This window comes from Pseudoalteromonas galatheae (assembly GCF_005886105.2).
GTDB classification, from domain to species: Bacteria; Pseudomonadota; Gammaproteobacteria; order Enterobacterales; family Alteromonadaceae; genus Pseudoalteromonas; species Pseudoalteromonas galatheae.
In genome coordinates, this window is the sequence record NZ_PNCO02000001.1 from 195,835 (window position 1) to 219,711 (window position 23,877).

Sequence of the window (23,877 nt, forward strand, 5' to 3'; positions counted from 1 at the left end):
TAATGAGCGAAGAGTTTAAGCATATTTCGGTATTAATGACCGAAACCCTAGATGCCCTAGCAATTAACCCTGAAGGTATATATATCGACGGGACATTTGGTCGTGGTGGGCACTCAGGTGAAATCCTCAAAAGATTGTCGACTGGGCGTTTACAAGCCATAGATCAAGATCCTCAAGCAATTAAGGCGGCTGAAAAGTTTGCCGATGATGCGCGTTTCTCTATAGCGCGAAGCCGCTTCTCGCAAATTAAATCTGTCGCGGAACAAGCCGGTATCTTAGGACAGGTTGATGGCATCTTGTTGGACATTGGTGTGTCTTCCCCTCAGCTTGATGATGCAGACCGTGGCTTTAGCTTTATGAAAGACGGGCCGCTGGATATGCGAATGGATCCAGATTCAGGTCGCAGCGCTGCACAGTGGCTAGCTGAAGCTGAACTTGAAGAAATGGTATTCGTGATCAAAAAGTATGGCGAAGAAAAGTTTGCCACTCGTATTGCTCGTAAAGTCATTGAAGTGCGCGAGCACACCGCGATTACTACGACGGCGCAATTAGCACAACTGATTGATGAAGCTGTGCCTGTCAAAGATAAACACAAGCATCCTGCAACACGTACTTTCCAAGCTATTCGTATTTATATTAACAGTGAGTTAGAAGAAATTCAGACTGCCTTGCAAGCGTCACTTGAGGTGTTAAAACCTGGTGGTCGGTTAGTGGTGATCTCGTTTCATTCTCTAGAAGATCGCATTGTAAAGCAGTTTATTAAGAAGCAGAGTAAGGGAGAGGCGATACCCAGAGGTCTGCCTTTAACGGATGAACAACTTAAACAAAATCTCACCTTAAAGGCAGTGGGTAAAGCCATTAAGCCTAGCGATGCAGAGATTGCACAAAATCCACGCTCGCGAAGCTCAGTATTAAGAGTGGCGGAGAAGCTCTAGTGAATGCAAGTAAGCAACGTCAACCGAATCTATTTGTAGAAATAGGCTATTACATCATTGCTAATAAGTTGACGGCATTCTTGCTACTTACGATTTTGATTTCTGCACTCGCCGTAGTGCAAATTACCCATTTAACTCGCCAGCAATTGATACAGCAGGATGAGTTATTGCAACAGCGCGATGAGCTAGACCTACAATGGCGATATCTCGTTGTGGAAGAAGAGTTTTACTCCCAGCATGCAAGGATTGAAGAGATAGCTAAGATGCAGTTAGAGATGAAACGCCCAACCAGTAAAGATGAACAGGTGATTGTGCTGCCATGAATAAACAAAAGCAAAAAACTCAATCTATTATCACCTGGCGCTTTGCTCTAGTTTGCGGCGTGATGCTCACCGTTTTTATGACGCTTGTTGCACGCGCTGCATTTTTGCAAGTAATTGAGCCTGATAAGGCCATTGAAGAAAATGATAAGCGCACCGTACGGGTTGAGAAACTCAATGTCCAACGAGGCATGATCTTCGACCGCAATGGCAAAGAGCTGGCAGTGAGTGTGCCGGTTGTGAGCGTTTATGCAGATCCCCTTGCCATTGATAAGGCACTTGCCAAAAAAGTGTTACGCAAAGCCCGTAAAGAAGGTGAAGATTATAAAGCGTTAGAGCAAAACGATGCTGAACTGAAAATACGGAAACAAGCTTGGTACGATGATGAGCTCAGGTGGAAAGAGCTTGCAGATGTGCTCAGACTTAAACCAGAAAATGTCGATGAACGGCTTAGGGGAGACCCAAGCCGTCGTTTTGTCTATTTGAAGCGTCAAGTGACGGCGGTTGTTGCCAACTATATTCGTCAAATGCGCCTGCCGGGCGTGCACTTGCTTGACGAGTCCAAACGGTTTTACCCAAGCGGCGAAGTAACGGCGCACATGATTGGTGTAACCGATATTGATGGCAAAGGTATTGAAGGCGTCGAGCGTATGTTCGACTCTGCATTAACCGGTACGGCTGGTAAACGCACCATTCGAAAAGATGCGCAAGGTCGTGAAGTACAAGTACTTTCAGAAGAACAGCGTGTCGAGCCAGAAGATGTTTACCTGAGTATTGATTTACGGATCCAAGCCATTGCCTACCGCGCGTTAAAGTCGGCGGTACTGAGCTATAAAGCTACCTCTGGTTCGGCGATAGTTGTTGATGTACACACTGGCGAGATTTTAGCTTTGGTGAATAGCCCAAGCTTTAATCCTAACGACCTAAGTACTGCTGCACCTTATAAACGTCGTAATCGTGCTATGACTGACCTATTTGAACCCGGTTCAACCTTAAAGCCTTTAGCGGTATTGGCTGGTTTAAATTATGGTGCAGTTAAGGCAACAGATACGATAGATACTTATCCGGGCTGGATGAACTTAAGCGGTGGCTTGGTGAAAGACACTCGCAACAATGGTGAGCTGAGCTTAAGAGAGATCCTTAAAATCTCCAGTAACATGGGGGTTGCGAAGATCTCGCAAATGTTACCAAAGGAATACTTTATCAATTTATACCAAGAAGTGGGCTTTGGTGAGCCAACGGGCTCAAACATGATTGGTGAAAGCGCAGGTTTATTTTATCCAAACCGCCGTTGGTCTAACTTTGAAATCGCAACACTATCCTATGGTTATGCGGTATCAGTAAGTACCGCACAAATGGCGAGACTTTACGCCATGTTTGGAGCCGGTGGTATCTTGCGACCACTCACTATTGTGAAGCAAGATGAAATTCCTGAAGGTAAGCGTATTTTTAGCGAGCAAGATACACATGCCGTGGTAGAGATGATGGAGTCAGTATTTGAACGTGGTGGTACAGCCCACAACGTAAAAGTTGATGGATACCGTGCCGCTGGTAAAACAGGTACTTCAGAAAAAGCCGTGGCGGGTGGTTATGGTGATGAGTACGTTGGTTACTTTGCGGGCGTTGCACCGGTAAGTGACCCAAGGCTTGCGGTTGTGGTGATGGTTAATGAACCGGCGGGAGATGTTTACTATGGCGGTCAAACCGCAGGGCCTGCTTTTGCTGAAATTATGTCTAATGCACTGAGAATTCTAAACGTAGCACCTGATAAAGAGCGCGTAGCTTATATTTCGGGAGCAGATAACGATGCGTGATCTGGCTCAGGTACTCAGTGATTATGGTGTCAATATTGCCGCTGTTGAGGTTGAGCACCTACGCATAGATAGTCGAGCGATTGAGCCTGGTGATTGTTTTGTTGCACTGCAAGGTCATGCCCAAGATGGTGCTAAATATGCCGCTAGTGCCGTTGCGCAAGGCGCTAAATGTGTGCTTGCAGAAACGGGAAGCGAGCTTAATATTGCCCCGGAGCAAGCGATTTTTATCGACAATCTTGCTGATAAGTTGGCGGCAATTGCAGCGCAGTTTTATGCATACCCGAGTAAAAAGCTCAAACTCACAGGCGTTACTGGCACCAATGGTAAATCTACCACGACAGCAATGATTGCCAATTTAGCTAGCCTAACCGGTAGTGCAGGGGTTGTGATAGGTACGCTTGGTTATGGTCAACCAGACAGTCTTATTCCGCTGGCAAACACCACGCCGTCAAACGTAGATTTACAACGTATTTTGGCGTTTTTACAGCAACAATATGATCAAGTCGCGATGGAGGTCTCTTCCCATGGCTTGGTGCAAGGTCGAGTTGACGAATGCGACTTTGATGTGGCTGTTTTCACCAACTTGACGCGCGATCACTTAGATTATCACGGTGATATGCAAAGCTATGCAGAAGCCAAGAAACTACTATTTACTCGCTGTGCGCCAACTCACAAAGTCATCAATATTGACGATGAAGTGGGGGCTAGTTGGGCTGCTGAATTCAATGACGACACCGTGGTTGTTTACGGTCGCTGGAGTGAAGCGCATAGCTACCAACAATACGTATTCTTTGATGCCGTGTCGGCACACCCAAACGGTTTAACAGCGACATTAAAAACCAGCTGGGGTGAATGTGAAGTCAATGTGCCACTGTATGGTGAGTTTAATCTTTATAATTTAGCTGCTGCGATTGCGACTTTACTATTGCAAGGTGCAAGTCTTGATGCATTAAGCGAAGCTTGCAGCCAGCTCGCGCCAGTTGCAGGCCGCATGCAGCCATTTAGTGCCCCTGAAAAGCCTACGTGTATTGTTGATTATGCCCATACCCCAGACGCTTTGGCACTTGCACTACAAGCCTTGCGAGCACATGTACCGGGTAATCTTATCTGTGTGTTTGGTTGCGGTGGTGATAGAGATAAAGGTAAGCGTCCTGAAATGGCGCGAGCTGCGGAGAAATATGCAGATAAACTGGTGATCACCAGCGATAATCCACGAAGTGAAGATCCTAATTTAATCATTGATGACGTTAAGGCAGGACTCATCCACCCTGAGTATGCTGTCTGCCAGCCTGATAGAGGGCTAGCCATTCAACACGCGATAGACCTAGCTGATGAAAACAGTGTGGTGCTAATAGCGGGGAAAGGGCACGAGGATTATCAAATTATAGGTACTGAGCGCATTGATTTTTGTGATAGGCAATGCGTTGCAGCGATTTTACGAGGGGAAAAGGCATGATCAAGATGGATTTTTCTTGGCTTGCAGCAGTCTTAAAAACCCCTTACGACGGGGAGAATTTGGCAGTCGCCAATATTAATACTGATACCAGAACAATACAGTCTGGTGAGGTGTTCTTAGCACTTAAAGGGCCTAACTTTGACGGCCACCGCTTTTTGGATGTGGCCAAAGCGCAAGGTGCTATTGCAGCTATTGTTTCTGAGCACGATGAAGATATCGATTTACCACAGTTTGTTGTTGCAGATACGCGTATTGCTTTAGGCCAAATTGGTCGAGCAGTAATTGAAACCGTTGCCCCTAAAACCATTGCAATTACTGGCAGTGTCGGTAAAACCACAGTGAAAGAAATGTGTGCAGCGATTTTGGCGCAAAAAGGCAAAGTCCTTGCTACTAAAGGTAATTTTAATAACGACATCGGGGTACCGTTGACGCTATTGCGCTTAAGTGAAGATGATGAATACGCGGTGATAGAGCTCGGCGCTAACCACTTGGGTGAAATTGCTTATACCACAGCATTAGTGAGCCCAGACGTGGCGACAGTGTGTAATGTCGCACCAGCACACATAGAAGGGTTTGGTTCAATTGATGGCGTAGGAAAAGCGAAAGGTGAGATTTTCTCGGGCCTAAAAGCTGACGGTGTCGCAGTCATCAATGCGGATAGTGATTATGCTCAGATGTGGCAGGAAAGCTTAGCTGTTTCTAAAGTGAAACGTTATAGCTTAAATGCTCAGCTTGATATTTGGGTGGAAGCAATTGAGTTGGATGAGTTAGCTCGCCCCACCTTCACGCTATGCCAGGGTGAAGAGCGTACCACCATTAGTTTACCGCTTAGTGGCCAGCACAACGTTGGCAATGCGCTGATTGCGGCAGCATTGACAACTGAACTGGGCGCAAGCTTAAGTGAGGTGGCAACGGGTCTTGAACAAATGGCTGAAGTAAAGGGCCGTGTCAACATGATCCAAGTCTCGGACACGCTGCGTGTCGTCGATGACACCTACAATGCAAACGTGAAATCTGTCAACGCGGCGATTGATTTATTGGCGTCTATGTCTGGCTATAAAGTATTGGCGTTGGGTGATATGGCAGAGCTGGGTGAAGATGCCCGCGAATATCACCGTGAAGTCGGCGAGTATGCTAAGCAGCAAGGCATTGATGAATTGTTTTCATTGGGGGTGCTGAGTAGTAGCGCTAGCAATGTATTTGAAAAGCCAAATCGTCATTTCTCGACTCGCGAGAATTTAATGAAGGCGTTACGAGTTGTATTGGCTGAGCAATCAGGACAATGCACCGTTATTGTTAAAGGATCACGTAGTGCGCGGATGGAACTGCTCGTTGAAGAATTAGTAAACGCTGGCCAGTCGGATAGCGAGACAGGAGAAGTATCATGTTAGTTTGGCTAGCCGAGTATCTTACCCAATATTATTCTGGGTTTAACGTATTTTCTTACCTTACCCTGAGGGCGATTTTAGGCATTTTAACGGCGTTAATGATTTCATTGTATTTTGGTCCTAAACTCATCGCTGCATTACAGCGTATGCAGATTGGTCAGACCGTACGTGATGATGGCCCTGAATCGCATTTATCCAAGTCGGGTACGCCAACCATGGGTGGGCTGTTAATTCTGGCTGCGATCTTTACCAGTACGCTACTGTGGGGCGATCTTAGCAACAAATATGTATGGGTGACGTTATTTGTCATTGGCAGCTTAGGTATTGTTGGGTTCGTGGATGATTACCGTAAGGTGATCAGAAAAGACAGTAAAGGCCTAATTGCACGTTGGAAGTACTTCTGGCAGTCGGTCATTGCGATATCTACGGCGGCATTTTTGTACTTTACGTCCACCAGCGCTGCGGAAACCACGCTAGTCGTGCCATTTTTGAAAGATGTGTTACCACAACTTGGTTTGTTCTATTTGGTCATGAGCTACTTTGTGATTGTGGGTACGTCAAACGCAGTTAATCTAACAGATGGCTTGGATGGTCTTGCCATTGTTCCGACCATTTTGGTTGCCTCAGCACTCGCTATTATTGCTTACGTTACCGGTAATGCGAATTTCTCAAGCTACCTTCATATTCCTCATTTACCACTCACAAGTGAATTGGTTGTGGTATGTACTGCGATTGTTGGCGCAGGTCTTGGTTTCTTATGGTTCAACACCTATCCGGCACAAGTTTTTATGGGCGATGTGGGTTCATTGGCGTTGGGTGGTGCACTCGGGATCATCGCTATTTTAGTACGCCAAGAGTTAGTGCTTATCATTATGGGCGGTGTATTTGTGATGGAGGCATTATCCGTCATTTTACAGGTAGGGTCTTACAAACTCAGAGGTCAGCGGATCTTTAGAATGGCCCCTATTCACCATCATTACGAATTAAAAGGATGGCCTGAGCCGCGCGTGATAGTCCGTTTTTGGATTATCTCGATTATCTTGGTTTTGGCCGGCCTTGCGACGTTGAAGATTAGATAATGACGTATATTGAGCAATTACAGAAAAAGCATGTCACAGTACTGGGACTTGGAGTCACAGGACAGGGGATTGTGCGTTTTCTGCTGTCGCACGGTATTAATCCAAAAGTGGTTGATAGTCGTCCAGTGCCTCCGGGCTCGGACTGGCTAAGTCACAACGCACCTGAATGTGAAGCGGTATTTGGCAATCTTGCTGATGCCGCTTTGGCGCAAACGGATCTGATTATCATCAGCCCAGGGATCCCGTTATTTGAACAGAGCGTTGCCGCAGCCATTGCTGAAGGCGTTGAAGTCATCGGCGATATTGAGCTATTTGCACGCCTTAATACCCGTCCAGTGATTGCCGTTACGGGCTCTAACGGTAAGTCCACCGTTGTTACGCTCGCGACAGAAGTATTGAAAGCCGCTGGCTTAAAAGTGGGGCTTGGCGGCAATATTGGCACCTCTGTGCTGTCGTTGTTAGAGCAGCCGCATGATGTTTATGTGCTAGAGCTGTCTAGTTTTCAGCTTGAAACCACTCATAGCTTGGCTTGTTTGTCGGCAATGATCCTCAATATTACTGAAGATCACATGGATCGCTATCCTGATTTTCAAGCTTATATCGAAGCGAAGCAACGTATTTACCAGCATGTCGAGCATATTGTCTTTAATGCTGAAGATCATTATACCTTTGCGCAGCATGGGCAAGGCAGCAGTGTATCCCTCACTGAGGGGGATTATCACTTAATGACCTTTGACGGTGAGCCGCATTTCGCACACAAACAAACACCACTGTTACCAGTTAAAACGTTGGCAATGGTAGGGCGACATAATCAATTTAACGCCTTGGCGGTATTGGCGTTATTAGCGCCGATGCAATTACCTATGCAGGCATTTGCCAGCGCGTTTGCGAGTTTCACGGGGTTACCTCATCGTTGTCAGTTGGTTGCCGATGTTGCTGGGGTTCGTTACTTCAACGATTCGAAGGCAACGAATGTTGGCTCGACGGTCGCCGCTATTGATTCTTTAGCTTCAGGTCGCAAAAATATTATTTTGATCGTGGGTGGTGATGCTAAAGGGGCAGATCTTTCACCGCTCAAGACGCCACTCACTACGCATTGCAAAGCGCTATTTTGTTTCGGGCAAGACGGCGCACAGTTTATGCCACTGCTGCGCAATAGCCATCAGGTCAACAATCTGGAAGAAGCCGTGTTGGCGGCAAAAACGATAGCGACCAATGGCGATATTGTTTTATTAGCACCAGCCTGTGCCAGCATAGATATGTATCCAAACTATATGGCGCGTGGGGATGAGTTCGTCCGTTTAGTGGGGGAGCATGCTTGATTAATGTCGCTGATATCAAAGAGGCGCTAACGCCTCGCCAGTCCGAGAGCTTATTTGACGTACCTTTGATGTACTGCATGCTCATGCTTATTGGAGTGGGATTTGTGATGGTGACAAGCGCTTCGATGCCGGTTGCCGAGCGACTATTTGATAATCCTTTTCACTTTACCATTCGCCACGTTGTCTTTTTAGTGGGCTCGTTTATCCTCTTTTGGTTTGCGACGAGTGTGCCAATGACTTGGTGGAAACGCAGTAATCCATATTTGCTGCTTTTTGGTTTGCTACTGTTAGTGGCGGTACTCATTATTGGTCGCGAAGTAAATGGTGCAAGGCGCTGGATCCCGCTTGGTCCTTTTGGTTTGCAAGTAGCGGAGGCATCTAAGCTATTTTTCTTCAGCTATATTGCCGGCTACTTGGTACGTAAACGCGATGAAGTACAAGAAAACATCAAAGGCTTTGCCAAGCCAATGATTGTGTTTGCGGTGTATGCGTTCTTAATTTTGATGCAGCCAGATTTAGGTACTGTGGTGGTTATGTTTGTGACGACCGTTGGCCTATTGTTTTTAGCCGGTGCAAGGCTTTGGCAGTTTTTTACTTTAATGCTTACCGGTGTCTCGTTGGTGGTACTGCTTATCATCATTGAGCCATATCGTATGAAGCGTGTCGTGGGCTTTTTAAACCCTTGGGAAGATCCATTTGGTGCCGGTTATCAATTGGTACAATCCCTAATGGCATACGGCCAAGGTGGCTGGTTTGGCCAAGGCCTGGGTAATAGCATACAAAAGCTACAGTATTTGCCGGAAGCACATAATGACTTTATTTTTGCTGTAATAGCGGAAGAGCTAGGCTTTATTGGGGTATTTAGCATAATTATTGTACTCGGCGTATTGGTTACTCGAGCGCTTTTTATCGGGCAAAAGGCCCTTAAAGCAGGCAAAGAATACGAAGGGTATTTTGCCTTGGGCATTGGTATTTGGTTTGCCTTTCAGGCAGTCGTTAATATTGGTGCGAGCGCTGGCATTTTACCCACTAAAGGCTTAACGCTGCCATTTGTTTCTTATGGCGGCTCTAGTCTTTGGGTGATGACAATTGCGGCAGGCATTTTACAGCGCATAGACTTTGAGACAAAAATGTCGACAAGACAGGCAACATCCCGTGGAGGTAGACGATGACTAAACGTCTTCTAGTGGTCGCGGGCGGTACAGGTGGACATATTTTTCCAGGTATTGCAGTGGCACAATTTTTACAAGCGCAGGCTTGGCAAGTGAGCTGGGTTGGCACTGCGGACCGAATGGAAGCCGATGTGGTGCCGCGTTACGGTTTTGAAATTGATTTTATTGCCATGAAAGGTGTCCGAGGTAATGGGGTCAAACGATTACTAACCGCACCATTTATGGTTTTAAAAGCGGTACTTGCAGCTAAGCGTATTTTACAACAACGTAAACCTGATGTGGTGTTAGCTATGGGTGGTTATGTAACAGGTCCTGTAGGTGTTGCTGCGAAGCTGCTTGGGATCCCTTTGGTGATCCATGAGCAAAACGCGGTTGCGGGTATGAGCAATAAGTTGCTGGCGAAAATTGCAAGTCGCGTATTGGCGGGTTTTCCCGGCGCATTCAGTGAAAAGCTCGCTCAGGTTGTGGGGAATCCGGTACGTGCAAGCGTTGCCGAGATTAGCGATAAACCCGTTTCAGTGCCGTTAAATCTATTAATTGTCGGTGGTTCATTGGGAGCAAAGGCACTGAATGAAACCGTGCCAGAAGGACTCAAGTTACTAAAGCAACAGGTGGCCAGTATCGCATTAAATATTCGTCATCAAAGCGGTAAACATAACCAAGACGATACACAACAACGATATGAAAGTGCGGGCATTAATGCTGAGGTCAGCGAGTTCATTCATGATATGGACGCCGCATACGCTTGGGCTGATCTGGTTATTTGCCGCGCAGGTGCGTTGACCGTAAGTGAGATAGCCGCAGCTGGGAAAACGGCGATTTTTGTGCCTTTTCCACATGCCGTTGACGATCACCAGACGGCTAACGCGCAATTTTTAGTGTCTGCTGGGGCTGCTTTTATATTGCAGCAAACTGCACTGACGCCAGAAACGCTAGCAACTACACTGCAGCCACTTGTTATTGAGCCGCAAAAAATTGCGACGATGGCAGCAAAAGCGAGACAATGCGGCAAGTCGGAGGCAACAGCGAAAGTTGCCCAAATTTGTACAGAATTATCGAACTAGGATATTAAATGGAAGCTTCAAGCAGAAGAGCAATGCGACGTATCAACACCATCCACTTTATCGGAATTGGTGGTGCTGGTATGGGTGGGATTGCAGAAGTGCTGGCCTTTGAAGGTTACCGAATTACAGGCTCAGATATCGCCAAAAGTACGATGACAGAGCGATTAACAAATATGGGCGCCGAGATCTTTATCGGCCACCAAGCTGAAAATGTAAAAATGGCTGATGTGGTTGTGGTATCGAGTGCAATCAACGACCAAAACCCAGAGATCCAAGCGGCGAAGGCAAACCGTACGCCAATCGTTCGCCGCGCCGAAATGCTCGCTGAGTTGATGCGCTTTCGTCACGGGATTGCGGTAGCAGGAACACATGGTAAGACCACAACGACGAGCCTGATTGCGAGTATTTTTGCGCGGGCTGAGCTGGATCCAACCTTTATTATCGGTGGCTTGCTTAATAGTGCTGGCAGTAATGCCAAAGTGGGCAGCAGTGAATACCTTATCGCAGAAGCGGACGAGAGTGATGCATCGTTTTTGCATTTGCAGCCGATGGTGTCAGTGGTCACGAATATCGAAGAAGACCACATGGATACTTACGAGGGTGACTTCGAAAAAATGAAAGACACCTACATCGAGTTTATCCATAACTTACCATTTTATGGTCTGGCAGTGGTGTGTATCGATTCGCCGGTCGTAAGAGAATTATTGCCACGCTTTGCAAGGCCGACCATCACGTATGGTGAGGCTAACGATGCGGATTATCAGTTACTGGACTTCAAGCAAACACAAAGTGAATCACACTTTAAAGTCAGAACCAAAGACGGTGAGTTACTTGAAGTGAAGCTAAATATGCCAGGTAAGCACAACGCATTGAATGCGCTGGCATCTATTGCGGTTGCAAAAGATCACAATATTGAAAACGAAGCGATTTATCAGGCATTAGCCAATTTTGAAGGCGTAGGACGTCGATTCCAGCATTACGGCTCATTCAATAATGAAGTGGGTGAGGTGATGCTGGTTGATGATTATGGTCACCACCCGTCTGAGGTTGCGATGACGATAAAAGCCGCTAAGTCTGGTTGGCCTGATAAGCGTTTGGTTATGATTTATCAGCCACATCGCTATAGCCGAACACGCGATTTATATGAAGATTTCGTAAAAGTGCTTTGCGATGTTGATAAACTACTGCTGTTAGATGTATATAGTGCCGGCGAAGCGCCCATCGTTGGTGCGGATAGTAAAAGTTTGTGTCGTAGTCTCCGTCAACGTGGCGTTGAGCCGATCCATATCAGTGACCATGGTGAATTGGCTAAAGTGTTGGCAAGCACTATGGCTGATGGTGACTTAGTGTTGACGCAAGGGGCTGGCAATATAGGTCAAATCGTTAAGCAGTTAGCCACAACCGGGCTATCGATAGCGCAGTTAAAACAGAGTGAATTATGAGTAGTCAGTTTGGAAAAGTAGCCGTATTACTTGGCGGTAGTTCAGCAGAGCGAGAGGTGTCGCTAAAGTCTGGTAATGCAGTGTTAAATGCTTTCGTTAACCAAGGTGTTGATGCGATTGCTTTTGATCCAGCAGAACGTAATTTATGGCAACTTAAAGACCTAGGTGTGGATCGTGTATTCATCGCACTGCATGGCCGTGGCGGTGAAGATGGCACTATTCAAGGTGCGCTTGAGTTTATGGGGATACCATACACAGGAAGCGGTGTACTTGGTAGTGCGCTTGCAATGGATAAAGTCCGCTGTAAGCATCTTTTTCAGTCTGCTAAGTTAAGTACGGCACCTTATGCTGTGGTAAGCAAAGAGACGGGTTTTGACGCTAAGGCGCTAATCGCTGAGTTTGGTAAAGTCATGGTAAAACCAAGCCACGAAGGCTCAAGTATAGGTATGGCTCAGGCAGACAGCGAAGAGACCCTGACTGCGGCATTAAATAATGCCTTTAAATTTGACGATCAAGTTCTCGTTGAACAATGGATCACTGGACGTGAATTTACCGTGTCTATGCTTGGTAAAGAGGCATTGCCTGTTATTGAAATGCGTACGCCTCGTGGTTTTTATGACTATGAAGCGAAATACCAAGTTAATAGTACAGAGTATTATTGTCCGGCAGATATTAGCGCTGCACATACTGAGCAATTACAAGTGATGGCAAAGCACGCTTTTGAATTGGTTGGTGCCACTGGTTGGGGACGTGTAGACGCCATGCAAGATGAACAGGGCCATTTCTATCTACTCGAGGTAAATACCGTACCTGGTATGACCGAAAAGTCATTGGTGCCGATGGCAGCAAAAGCGGTGGGTGTAAGTTTTGAGCAATTAGTTGTTCGCATTTTGGAGCAAACGCTTTAATATGCGAGCATTTTTGGCAGGGTTGAAGCTGATCGGTTCAAGAGTGAACTGGCCCCTTTTCTGGGGACTTAGCTTCTTCTTTGTGGTGATTTTTACATTGGTGAGAGGAACATACTGGGTAAGTGATTGGTTAGTTGCACATCATGATGCGCAAATAAAAACACTCAAAGTACTCGGTAAACCACATTACACCAATGAAGATGACATTGTGGCGGCAATTAAAACCGCAGATTTAAATAGTTTTTTTGAACTTGATGTAAAAGCAGTCCACAAGGCGGTAAAGTCTTTGCCTTGGATTGCGACAGTGTCAGTCAGAAAACAATGGCCGGATACGCTGCAAGTCTATGTGGTGGAACATAAGCCGGTTGCGCATTGGAACAGCGATTCATTACTCAATGATGATGGTGAAGTATTCCAAGCAAGCAGTAACAAGTTGCCGCAGGGGCTGCCTGAATTATATGGCCCTGAAGGGAGTGCTGAAGAAGCATGGCAAACATTTAAGCAGTTTAAAGCCTTGTTGGCGGTAAATCAGTTTACGTTGGAAAGTTTAGCGCTTTCAGAACGATTTGCTTGGCAGCTATGGCTGGACAATGGGATCCGATTAAATTTAGGGCGTGAAGACAAAGCCAAACGAGTACAACGTTTTATTGACGTGTATCCACGTATGGAGCGGCCTGAAGGTAAAGTAATCGATGTCATTGATTTACGCTACGACACGGGACTGGCAGTGAGTTGGAAAGAACCTACTGAGCAGCAAGAACAACAAAATAACAAGAGTGAAGCATGACAAAGTCGGCAGAAAGAAACTTAGTGATTGGATTAGATGTTGGCACATCAAAGGTCGTCGCCACAGTTGGGGAGATCACTGTGGACAATCAACTTAGTATTGTCGGTGTCGGACGCCAAGAGTCTCACGGCATGGATAAGGGCGGGGTAAACGATTTAGACCTCGTTTCTGAGTCTATTAAACGCGCTGTAGATGAAGCCGAGCTAATGGCTGATTGCAGAATAAGCTCGGTTTATTTGGGGATTTCAGGCAAACATATTCAGTGTCAAAACGAAAGTGGCGTGGTGGCAATAAACAATGCTGAAGTCACTGACGATGATATTGCCAATGTTATTCACATTGCACGTTCTGTACCTATGTCTGCCGAACGCAAAATGCTGCACTCATTGCCGCAAGAATATAGCATCGACATGCAAGAGGGGATCAAAAACCCTCTGGGTATGAGTGGCGTAAGGATGGAAGCGAAAGCACATATCATTACGTGTTCAAATGACATGGCAAAGAATATTGAAAAGTGTGTTGAACGCTGTGGTTTACAGGTAGACCAATTAACGTTTAACGCTTTGGCGTCATGTTACTCAGTGTTGACTGATGATGAAAAAGAGCTTGGTGTTGCGGTATTAGATATCGGTGGTGGCACCATGGATATTGCGATTTATGTAAATGGTGCGCTGCGCCATACTGCTGTGATCCCGGTCGCGGGTAATCAGGTTACTGGCGATATAGCAAAAATATTTAGAACACCTATTTCGCATGCCGAGTCTCTGAAAGTACAATATGCCTTCGCGTCGAGCCAAATGGCATCAAGCGAAGAAACCATCGAAGTACCAAGTGTTGGTGGACGCCCTGCTCGGGTAATGTCTCGCCATACTTTGTCTGAGGTGGTAGAGCCAAGATTTAGAGAATTGTTTGAGCTTGCACAAGAAGAATTACGTCGCTCAGGTTTTGAAGATCAAATTGCGGCAGGTCTTGTTATCACTGGCGGTAGCGCCAAGATGCAAGGTGCACAAGAAGTCGCAGAAGATATATTCCAAATGCCAGTAAGAATAGGTAAACCAATTGGCATTAAGGGATTAACAGATTATGTTGATGACCCTGCATATGCAACGGCGGTAGGTTTGTTACAATACGGCCGTTCACTACAATCGATGAATGCACAGAAATCGAAAGTAGATGCAGAGGGGAGTTGGTGGAACCGTGTTACAAAATGGTTCCAAGGCGAGTTTTAATACTCAAGTCGGAGAGTGAAGATGTTTGATATTATGGAACAGCACAGCGAAGAAGCTGTCATTAAAGTCATCGGTGTCGGTGGCGGCGGCGGTAACGCCGTAGAACACATGGTAAACCAAGAAATTGAAGGTGTACGTTTTATCGTAGCGAATACTGACGCACAAGCGTTACGCCGTTCGTCTGCGGATATTACCGTACAGCTAGGTACTCAGATTACCTCAGGTCTTGGAGCTGGCGCAAACCCAGAAGTGGGCCGCAGCGCAGCAGAAGAAGATCTAGAAACCATCAAGAGCAGCCTTGAAGGCGCAGACATGGTATTTATCGCAGCCGGTATGGGCGGTGGTACAGGTACCGGTGCCGCACCTGTTGTTGCTCGTGCAGCAAAAGAACTAGGTATTTTGACTGTGGCTGTAGTAACGCGTCCTTTCGATCTCGAGGGTAAAAAGCGCATGGCTGCGGCTGAGCAAGGTATTGCTGAGTTGTCAGAAATTGTAGATTCACTTATTACAATTCCAAACAACAAATTGCTTAAAGTTCTTGGTAAAGGGACTACACTGCTAGATGCCTTCGCTAAAGCAAATGACGTGCTCTATGGCGCGGTACAAGGTATTGCAGAGTTGATCACACGTTCAGGTCTAATCAACGTTGACTTTGCGGATGTGAGAACCGTGATGTCAGCAATGGGGACTGCAATGATGGGGACGGCTTCGGCAACAGGTCCTGATCGTGCACAAGAAGCTGCGGAAGCCGCGATCTCTAGCCCGCTTTTAGAAGATGTGGACCTAACTGGCGCGAAAGGTATTTTGGTAAATATTACCGCTGGCATGGACATTACAATCGAAGAGTTTGAGGTCGTTGGTAACCATGTGAAAGCGTTAGCATCTGAAAACGCGACTGTGGTAGTGGGTGCTGTTATTGACCCTGAAATGAGCGAAGAGCTAAGAGTGACCGTGGTTGCTACCGGCTTAGGTGGTGACCGTCGTCCGCAATTTGGTATTGTAGACAATGGCTTTAGACAAGCCTCAGGCTCAGATGCAGTAGGTGGCACACAAACTAGCTCACAAACGAGCATGTATGTGCCAAGCTTTACGCAACCACAAACATCAGCGGCAGAACCTGAGCAACCAGCTGAAGCGCCTGCACCACAAGTACAAGAGCAGAAGCCACAACAAGCTTCTAGTTCAACAAGTGCAAAAGGTAACGACAGTAAAGAGAAAGGTGACTACTTCGATATTCCGGCTTTTTTACGTAAGCAGTCAGACTAAAGTTGGTATAAAAAACAAACAAAGATTGGCAGTTTGGTGGAACTATGTTATACTCCGCCGCCTATCTAGAATTTAAGTGGGCGAATATATGATTAAACAACGTACGATTGCACAAGTCGTTAAAGCCACAGGTGTAGGTTTACACAAAGGTGAAAAGGTCACGATCACTCTCCGACCAGCTGGTGTGAATACAGGTGTTGTATTTCGCCGCGTTGATCTAGACCCTGTTGTTGATTTTGAAACAACACCGGAAGCTGTGGGCGACACGCAACTGTGTACGTGTTTAACAAATAAAGATGGCGTTCGCTTGTCTACTACCGAGCACTTGATTGCTGCGGTCGCTGCGCTTGGGATTGATAATCTCATCGTAGAGCTAGACAGCGCCGAAGTGCCTATTATGGATGGCAGTGCATTGCCATTCATCTACTTAATTCAAAAAGGCGGTATTGAAGAGCAAAACGCTGCCAAGCGCTTTATTCGCATCAAAGAAAAAGTGCGTGTTGAAGATGGCGACAAGTGGGCTGAAATTGAACCTTACGATGGTTTCCACATCGACTTTGAAATCGACTTCAATCACCCAGCGATCAATGCTAGCCGCCAACGTATTGGATTAGACATTACCGCGCAAAGCTTTACTGAAGAGATCAGTCGTGCTCGTACTTTCGGTTTTATGCGTGATATCGAATACATGCATGCAAACAACCTAGCCTTAGGTGGTAGCATGGACAATGCGGTTGTTTTAGATCAGTTTAAAGTATTAAATCCAGATGGCCTGCGCTATGCGGATGAGTTTGTTAAACACAAGATCTTAGACTGTGTGGGTGATATGTTTATGGCAGGTCACAACATTTTAGGTAAGATTTCATGCTATAAATCAGGCCACGGCCTAAACAATATGTTGCTTCGTGAAATCATGGCAACTGAGTCAGCATGGGAGTGGGCGACATTCGAAGAGCCAGTCAGTATGCCAGCGCCAGGAATGGAAGCGGGTATCAATACCGCAACGGCATAAGCTTCTTAGGCTAATATAGTTTGATAAAAAGTGACGCTAAGGCGTCATTTTTTTTGCGTTGTGTTTGCGTGTTTAGCGAGTCTTTCTAGTTTTGCTTTAAGCGATGGTGGCGCGGATTGCGCTAGCGCTAGCAAATGCTCGCCAGTGGCTTGGCTCATACTTCGATTGGCTTGATAGGTCGAAGATTGGGATTCCACCTTATTTGAGAGACGCTGTTGAGCTTCTGGATTGGTGGTAATTTTCACTAACGCACAGTCATGTAATCCCACTTTTCTAAATGCACTGAGAATATCCATTTTTAAAAAGTTTAGCCGAGTAGCAAGCGTTGCTGAAGCCGCTTCTATCGTCAGTGTCCCCTCTTTGTAGTGAGCAACACGGCACTTCTTACTCAAAATAGGGCCTAGAGTGTCTTCCAAACAGCTCTGTAACTGTGCCGCTTGGGCGCTTTTTTGACCATATTGATTGAGTTTATCTGACCACCCCCCCATCACTTCATCAAGCGGTTTTGGATTGTAGCGATTTTTAGCCAATGACTTACTTCCCATAGGTTGAAAAATAAAAAATAACCGCCATATCGGGATAATACGGAGTTAAATTACTCCGCACTGGTGGTTTCTCAGTCTACTAAGTATATCAGAGAGAAATTTTTGAGAAATCCAAAAGTACCAACATTTGTTGTCGAAAGCGCTTAGTTTTGTACTCGAATAAATGAGTCGAGTTAGGTGCCAACTAAACTTTATCACTTGCAACGCTACACTTACGCTCAACAGTAAAGATTTCTTGCAATTGAACTTGGTATTATTTACCCAATAAGGTTTGCAGAAACAAAGAGTCTGGTATGATAGGGCATAATTTTAACTCGGCAAGATACAAAATGCTCACTCCTAAATTGGCATAATGAAAACCGTAGTTTAGGAACGCTTTTGTCGCCAACAGGACAAGCGCGCCCCAGTCTTAATAACATAGGTTTAGAGACATGGGTCAGCCAATACACAGAGTGAAACGGTTTAAACATGTTAGCAAATATTTTTACCAAAATTTTTGGTAGTCGTAATGATCGCACCATCAAAAACCTAAGAAAAACAGTCGCTTTAATCAATGCGTTAGAAGAACAATACGACAAATTAAGCGATGAAGAACTAAAGGCAAAAACCGCTGAATTCAAACAGCGTATTGAACAAGGTTCGAGTCTAGATGATTTATTACCAGAGGCGTTCGCTACGGTGCGTGAAGCATCTAAGCGCGTATTTGGAATGCGTCATTTCGATGTGCAAATGATTGGTGGTATGGTACTACACCAAGGCCGCATTTCAGAAATGAGAACGGGTGAAGGTAAAACACTAACAGCAACATTGCCTGCGTATTTAAATGCAGTTTCAGGTAAGGGTGTTCACGTTATTACCGTCAACGACTACCTAGCTAAGCGTGATGCTGAGACAAACCGTCCACTATTCGAATTCCTAGGCCTTACTGTTGGATGTAACGTACCAGGCATGATGCCACAGCAAAAAAAGCAAGCCTATGCTGCGGATATCACTTATGGTACTAACAACGAGTTCGGCTTTGACTACCTACGCGATAACATGGCGTTTAGTGTTGAAGAGCGTGTACAGCGTCCACTTAACTATGCGGTGGTGGATGAGGTGGATTCAATCCTAATTGATGAAGCACGTACACCACTTATCATTTCTGGTCCTGCCGAAGATAGTTCTGAGCTTTATGCTGAAATCAATAAAATTGTTCCTGATCTTGTGCAACAAGAAAAAGAGGACGAGGAAGGCATTGAAGGTGACGGCGATTTCACCATCGATGAAAAAGGTAAACAAGTTCACCTTACTGAGCGTGGCCAAGTTAAAGTTGAAGAATTACTGACGGAACGTGGGTTGATTGAAGAGGGTGACTCTCTTTACTCAGCTGGTAATATTTCACTGCTTAGCCATGTTTACGCAGCACTGCGCGCTCACAAACTATATCAAAAAGACGTTGATTACGTTGTAAAAGATAACGAAGTTATTATTGTTGATGAGCACACGGGCCGTACGATGGAAGGGCGTCGTTGGTCTGAAGGCCTTCACCAAGCCGTTGAAGCTAAAGAAGGGGTTCGTATTCAAAACGAAAACCAAACCTTGGCTTCGATCACCTTCCAGAATTACTTCCGTCTATACAACAAACTTGCTGGTATGACAGGTACGGCGGATACTGAAGCATTCGAGTTCCAATCAATTTATGGTCTAGATACGGTAGTTATCCCAACCAATAAACCTATGGTTCGTGATGACCGAGCGGATCTTGTATATTTGACGCAAGAAGAGAAATTTGAAGCCATTCTTGAAGACATTCGTTCTTGCCAAGAACGTGGTCAGCCTGTGTTGGTGGGTACAGTATCTATCGAAAGTTCTGAGTATCTTTCTCACTTCCTTCGCAAAGAAAAAATTGAGCATAACGTACTGAATGCTAAATTCCACGCACAAGAAGCGGATATTATCGCGGACGCGGGTCTACCGGGCAAAGTAACGATTGCCACGAATATGGCTGGTCGTGGTACGGATATCGTACTGGGTGGCAGCTGGCAGTCGGATGTTGAAAAGTTAGAAAATCCATCAGAAGAGCAAGTAGCAGAAATCAAAGAAGCTTGGAAAGCGCGTCACGATGCAGTACTGGCTTCTGGTGGTTTACACATTATTGGTACTGAACGTCACGAATCTCGTCGTATTGATAACCAGTTGCGTGGTCGTGCTGGTCGTCAAGGTGATGCAGGTTCAAGCCGCTTCTACCTATCGATGGATGATGCATTGATGCGTATCTTTGCTGGTGAGCGTATGACTAACATGATGCGCAAACTCGGTATGCAACGTGGTGAAGCTATTGAGCACCCATGGGTTAACCGTGCCATTGAAAACGCCCAGCGCAAAGTAGAAGCGCGTAACTTTGATATTCGTAAACAATTACTTGAATACGATGATGTTGCGAACGATCAACGTAAAGTGGTTTACGAGCAACGTAACGAACTACTTGAAGAAGGCGATATTTCAGAGACTATTACGGCTATTCGTGAAGATGTGTTGAATGCGACTGTTGATCAGTATATTCCACCGCAAAGTCTTGCTGAAATGTGGGACATTCCAGCACTTGAAGAACGCTTGAAAAATGACTTCCATGTTGAGCTTCCGATTGCAAAATGGCTTGAAGAAGACAGCAAACTATATGAAGAAGTGCTACGCGATCGTATCGTAGAAGAGGTTGATAAGGCGTACAAGCAAAAAGAAGAGATGGTAGGCTCAGATGTACTACGTCATTTCGAAAAAGCGGTTATGCTACAAAGCCTAGATCAGCATTGGAAAGATCACTTAGCGGCAATGGACCATCTTCGTCAAGGTATTCATTTACGTGGTTATGCGCAGAAGAATCCGAAGCAAGAGTATAAGCGTGAGTCATTTGAGTTATTCTCACAAATGCTTGAGAACTTGAAGATTGACGTGGTTGGTGTACTTAGTAAGGTTCAGGTTCGTGCTGAAGAAGATGTTGAAAAAGTTGAAGAGCAGCACCGCAAGAGTGAGCAAGCACCGCGTGAATATCAACATGAAGAGGTTGAGCGCGTAGGTGGTGATGCACCAGAAGGTGTGTCTGTTGCTCATCGAAATGAGCCTAAAGTAGGCCGTAACGATCCTTGTCCTTGTCAATCAGGCAAGAAGTATAAGCAGTGTTGCGGAAAACTAAAATAACAGGCCCTAAATCTAAATTGGTATAAAAAGCGACGCTAAGTCGCTTTTTTTATGGAGTGAATTATGCAAAAAAAACGTGTTGAAGTTGCCGTTGGAGTGATCGAAAAAGATCAACAAATCTTTGTATGTTTAAGAGGTGAAGAGCAACATCAAGGTGGACTTTGGGAATTTCCTGGCGGGAAAATGGAAGCGGGCGAAGATGTGTTTTCGGCATTGAAACGTGAGCTACAAGAAGAGGTTGGCATCGAGATCTATAACTCATCAGAGCTAATGCGTATTGAGCATGACTATGCTGATAAGGCGGTGTGTTTATATATTCATCATGTTGAGGATTTTTCCGGTGAAGCCCATGGTGCAGAAGGGCAACCTTCTAAATGGGTTGCAGTTGAGCATTTGCATGAGCTAGCGTTTCCTGAGGCCAATAAAGCAATCGTAGAGTTACTACAAGCACGCTAAAGTAAGTGACAAACTTTGTTACTAAATTCAAAGATCAGAACGTAGTCATTCATCAGGCTCAGCGGTAGACTATTGAATGGCTACTTATACGCGAAATTCTATCAGGGGAATATAATGAAAAAACTCTCACTGACCGCTGCAAGTGTTGCACTTGCATTGGGATTGATTGGTTGTAGTGAACAACCGCAAACACAACAACAACAGCCAGCGGAGCAAGCCGAAGCACAAAAGGTGGTTTTGAACTCTGGTATTGAACTCGAAAATATTGATAAATCAGTGCGCCCACAAGATGACTTCTATTTTCACGTGAATGGTCACTGGTTAGAAAAAACAAAAATCCCTGCAGATAAGTCAAATTATGGTTCTTTCTCGCAGCTCTATGATGAGTCACAAAAAGCACTGCGTAAAGTGCTAGAAGATGCTGCAAATAATGCATCTGCAAAAGCAGGCAGCGATGAGCAGAAATTAGGTGCGTTTTATCAAAGCTATATGGATGAAGGAGCGAGAAATGAACTAGGCTTAAACCCCATTAAGCCGTACTTGGATGACGTTCAAGCGCTGAAGACTAAATCAGAGCTACCAACTATCTTTGCTAAAATGCGTTTAACGGGGGCAAGTACACCGTTTGGTTGGTACGTTAATAATGATGCTAAAAACTCGAGTGAAAACGCGCTTTATATGTTTCAGTCAGGGCTTGGTCTACCTGATCGCGACTACTACCTGAAAGATGACGAAAAGTTTGGTAAAATTCGCGAACAGTATCAGCGCTATATCGAACAATTGTTAGCTAAGGCTGGTCATAAAAATCCAGGTCAAGCTGCGTTTAATATTATTGAGTTAGAAAAGCAGATTGCTGAGGCACAGTGGACACGTGTTGAAAGCCGCGATGCGACTAAAACTTATAACAAGCTTAGCCAAGAAGAGTTTAATGCGTTAATGCCTGACTTTGATACGTCTGCGTTTTTAACCGCACTTGGTATTAAAACGGATTCACTTATTGTAAGCCAACCGAGTTTCTTTGAATCGCTATCAAAAATCATTGCTGATTCAAAGCTAGAAGTCTGGCAAGACTATTTAACTTTTCACTTTACCAATGACTATGCAGAGTTATTAAGCAAAGATATTGTTGATCTTAAATTTGGCTTCTTTGGCAAAACATTGAAGGGTGTAGAAGAGCAAGCACCAACATGGAAAAAAGCGGTAGATGCAAGTAACTCTGTTCTTGGGGAGATGTTAGGCAAAATCTACGTGAAGTCGTATTTCCCACCAGAAGCAAAGGCGCGCATGGAAGAATTGGTTGCCAACCTTATTAAAGGGTTTGATCAAGCAATTGACGGCTTAGAGTGGATGAGCGCTGAAACGAAAGTAGCCGCCAAAGAAAAGCTCAATAAGTTCACGCCTAAAATAGGCTACCCTGACAAATGGAAAGATTATTCAGCACTTGAGATAAGTCCTGATGATCTAGTGGGTAACTATGTGCGTTATAGCCAATTTGCTAATCAGGAAATGATCGATAAATTAGGCAAACCTGTGGATCGTGGTGAGTGGTTTATGACACCGCAAACGGTGAACGCGTACTATAACCCAGTGAATAACGAGATTGTATTCCCTGCTGCGATTTTACAGCCACCATTCTTTAACCTAGAAGCGGATGATGCAGTAAACTACGGTGCAATCGGTGCGGTTATCGGTCACGAGTTGGGTCACGGCTTTGACGATCAAGGTGCCAAGTATGACGGAGATGGTAACCTGCGTAATTGGTGGAGTGAGTCTGATTTAGCGCAATTTGAAGCGCGTAGCCAAAAGTTGGTTGAGCAATTTAATGGTTTTAAACCATTTGAAGATGCTAGCGTTAATGGTGAACTGACACTGGGTGAAAATATCGGTGATTTAGGTGGCTTAACCGTTGCATATAAAGCGTACCAAATTTCACTAGGCGATCAGAAAGCGCCGATTATAGATGGTTACACTGGAGAGCAGCGCTTCTTTATGGGTTGGTCACAAATTTGGCGTCGCAAATATCGCGATGAAGAGCTGCGTAATCGTCTGATGACAGATCCGCATTCACCAAGTCATTATCGAGTGATCGGTGTGCTACCAAATATGCCTGAATTTTATAAAGCATTTGATGTGAAAGAGGGCGATAAGATGTATCTTAAGCCAGAAGACAGAGTGAAAATCTGGTAATTTCACATTTTGATTCAGTGGCGGCGTTATTGCATTCATGCAGTAAATCCGCCGCTTTTTTACGACTCTCAATTACGATCCTCTGAAGCTTTCACAAGTTATCAAACTCAATCCAGCACTTTCTGCAAGCACTCGCTATTTCCAAGGTTAAGTTCATCGCTATTTGATGGTATTTACAGCTAAATCAGAGTAGTTTCATTTTGTCTAACACAGGGATATGAAAAAATAATGATAGCGCTGTCATTTTAACTTTTATATGATGTTTAGGAACAATGAGTGATTAAATGATGTTCATTTTGAATTGAACATGAAGACTGG

At 45.2% G+C, this 23,877-nt stretch carries 19 protein-coding genes; 18 read left to right on the top strand and 1 reads right to left on the bottom strand.

The features are described from left to right. The first annotated feature begins 2 nt into the window (after positions 1 to 2). The 15 genes from rsmH (at position 3) to lpxC (ending at position 17,194) form a co-directional block, all read left to right on the top strand. Positions 3 to 935, top strand: a complete 933-nt coding sequence (gene rsmH / locus CWC29_RS00785) for a 16S rRNA (cytosine(1402)-N(4))-methyltransferase RsmH (protein WP_010368659.1) — start codon at positions 3 to 5, stop codon at positions 933 to 935. After that, positions 935 to 1,258, top strand: coding sequence for a cell division protein FtsL (ftsL, locus tag CWC29_RS00790; protein ID WP_010368658.1), 324 nt, complete (start codon positions 935 to 937; stop codon positions 1,256 to 1,258). Before rsmH ends, ftsL begins: the two co-directional genes overlap by 1 nt. Next, positions 1,255 to 3,069: a peptidoglycan glycosyltransferase FtsI gene (locus CWC29_RS00795; protein WP_017217169.1), complete on the top strand. Its 1,815-nt coding sequence runs from the start codon at positions 1,255 to 1,257 to the stop codon at positions 3,067 to 3,069. Before ftsL ends, CWC29_RS00795 begins: the two co-directional genes overlap by 4 nt. Then, positions 3,062 to 4,525 (top strand): UDP-N-acetylmuramoyl-L-alanyl-D-glutamate--2,6-diaminopimelate ligase, encoded by a 1,464-nt coding sequence (locus tag CWC29_RS00800; RefSeq protein WP_017217168.1) that lies wholly within the window; start codon positions 3,062 to 3,064, stop codon positions 4,523 to 4,525. The genes CWC29_RS00795 and CWC29_RS00800 overlap by 8 nt, the downstream gene beginning before the upstream one ends. Continuing rightward, positions 4,522 to 5,916, top strand: coding sequence for a UDP-N-acetylmuramoyl-tripeptide--D-alanyl-D-alanine ligase (locus tag CWC29_RS00805; RefSeq protein ID WP_010605804.1), 1,395 nt, complete (start codon positions 4,522 to 4,524; stop codon positions 5,914 to 5,916). The genes CWC29_RS00800 and CWC29_RS00805 overlap by 4 nt, the downstream gene beginning before the upstream one ends. Next, a complete protein-coding gene (gene mraY, locus CWC29_RS00810; protein ID WP_010368649.1) occupies positions 5,910 to 6,992 on the top strand; it encodes a phospho-N-acetylmuramoyl-pentapeptide-transferase in 1,083 nt (360 codons plus the stop codon). The genes CWC29_RS00805 and mraY overlap by 7 nt, the downstream gene beginning before the upstream one ends. Then, on the top strand, positions 6,992 to 8,314 hold the full coding sequence (murD, locus tag CWC29_RS00815) for a UDP-N-acetylmuramoyl-L-alanine--D-glutamate ligase (protein ID WP_130126930.1): 1,323 nt from the start codon (positions 6,992 to 6,994) through the stop codon (positions 8,312 to 8,314). Before mraY ends, murD begins: the two co-directional genes overlap by 1 nt. Beyond that, the gene (ftsW, locus tag CWC29_RS00820) at positions 8,311 to 9,486 is read left to right on the top strand and encodes a cell division protein FtsW (RefSeq protein ID WP_138523590.1); all 1,176 of its coding nucleotides are present in this window, start codon (positions 8,311 to 8,313) and stop codon (positions 9,484 to 9,486) included. Before murD ends, ftsW begins: the two co-directional genes overlap by 4 nt. Continuing rightward, a complete protein-coding gene (murG, locus tag CWC29_RS00825) occupies positions 9,483 to 10,550 on the top strand; it encodes an undecaprenyldiphospho-muramoylpentapeptide beta-N-acetylglucosaminyltransferase (RefSeq protein WP_010368645.1) in 1,068 nt (355 codons plus the stop codon). The genes ftsW and murG overlap by 4 nt, the downstream gene beginning before the upstream one ends. Positions 10,551 to 10,558: 8 nt before the next feature. Next, entirely contained in the window at positions 10,559 to 11,992 is a 1,434-nt protein-coding gene (gene murC / locus CWC29_RS00830; RefSeq protein WP_138523588.1) for a UDP-N-acetylmuramate--L-alanine ligase, read from the top strand. Continuing rightward, entirely contained in the window at positions 11,989 to 12,900 is a 912-nt protein-coding gene (locus CWC29_RS00835) for a D-alanine--D-alanine ligase (protein ID WP_128728777.1), read from the top strand. The genes murC and CWC29_RS00835 overlap by 4 nt, the downstream gene beginning before the upstream one ends. A gap of 1 nt (position 12,901) precedes the next feature. After that, positions 12,902 to 13,687 (top strand): cell division protein FtsQ/DivIB, encoded by a 786-nt coding sequence (locus CWC29_RS00840; RefSeq protein WP_069020760.1) that lies wholly within the window; start codon positions 12,902 to 12,904, stop codon positions 13,685 to 13,687. Beyond that, complete coding sequence (gene ftsA, locus CWC29_RS00845; RefSeq protein ID WP_128728776.1) at positions 13,684 to 14,916, top strand: cell division protein FtsA; 1,233 nt, start codon at positions 13,684 to 13,686, stop codon at positions 14,914 to 14,916. Before CWC29_RS00840 ends, ftsA begins: the two co-directional genes overlap by 4 nt. Positions 14,917 to 14,937: 21 nt before the next feature. Continuing rightward, positions 14,938 to 16,182 carry a cell division protein FtsZ gene (ftsZ, locus tag CWC29_RS00850; RefSeq protein WP_017217160.1) on the top strand — a complete coding sequence of 415 codons (1,245 nt, stop codon included), beginning with the start codon at positions 14,938 to 14,940 and terminating at the stop codon, positions 16,180 to 16,182. An 88-nt stretch (positions 16,183 to 16,270) separates the two neighbouring features. After that, on the top strand, positions 16,271 to 17,194 hold the full coding sequence (lpxC, locus tag CWC29_RS00855) for a UDP-3-O-acyl-N-acetylglucosamine deacetylase (RefSeq protein ID WP_010368639.1): 924 nt from the start codon (positions 16,271 to 16,273) through the stop codon (positions 17,192 to 17,194). 44 nt (positions 17,195 to 17,238) lie between these two features. Here lpxC and CWC29_RS00860 read toward each other — a convergent pair whose 3' ends face one another. Further along, entirely contained in the window at positions 17,239 to 17,724 is a 486-nt protein-coding gene (locus CWC29_RS00860) for a DUF721 domain-containing protein (RefSeq protein ID WP_235956501.1), read from the bottom strand. Between the two features lie 483 nt (positions 17,725 to 18,207). On the opposite strand from CWC29_RS00860, the gene secA reads away from it, so the two are divergent. The 3 genes from secA to CWC29_RS00875 all read left to right on the top strand — a co-directional run bounded on the left by secA (position 18,208) and on the right by CWC29_RS00875 (position 23,559). Beyond that, positions 18,208 to 20,916: a preprotein translocase subunit SecA gene (secA, locus tag CWC29_RS00865; protein ID WP_128728774.1), complete on the top strand. Its 2,709-nt coding sequence runs from the start codon at positions 18,208 to 18,210 to the stop codon at positions 20,914 to 20,916. A gap of 63 nt (positions 20,917 to 20,979) precedes the next feature. Next, on the top strand, positions 20,980 to 21,372 hold the full coding sequence (gene mutT, locus CWC29_RS00870; RefSeq protein ID WP_128728773.1) for an 8-oxo-dGTP diphosphatase MutT: 393 nt from the start codon (positions 20,980 to 20,982) through the stop codon (positions 21,370 to 21,372). A gap of 114 nt (positions 21,373 to 21,486) precedes the next feature. After that, complete coding sequence (locus CWC29_RS00875) at positions 21,487 to 23,559, top strand: M13 family metallopeptidase (RefSeq protein WP_138523586.1); 2,073 nt, start codon at positions 21,487 to 21,489, stop codon at positions 23,557 to 23,559. Positions 23,560 to 23,877 lie beyond the last annotated feature (318 nt).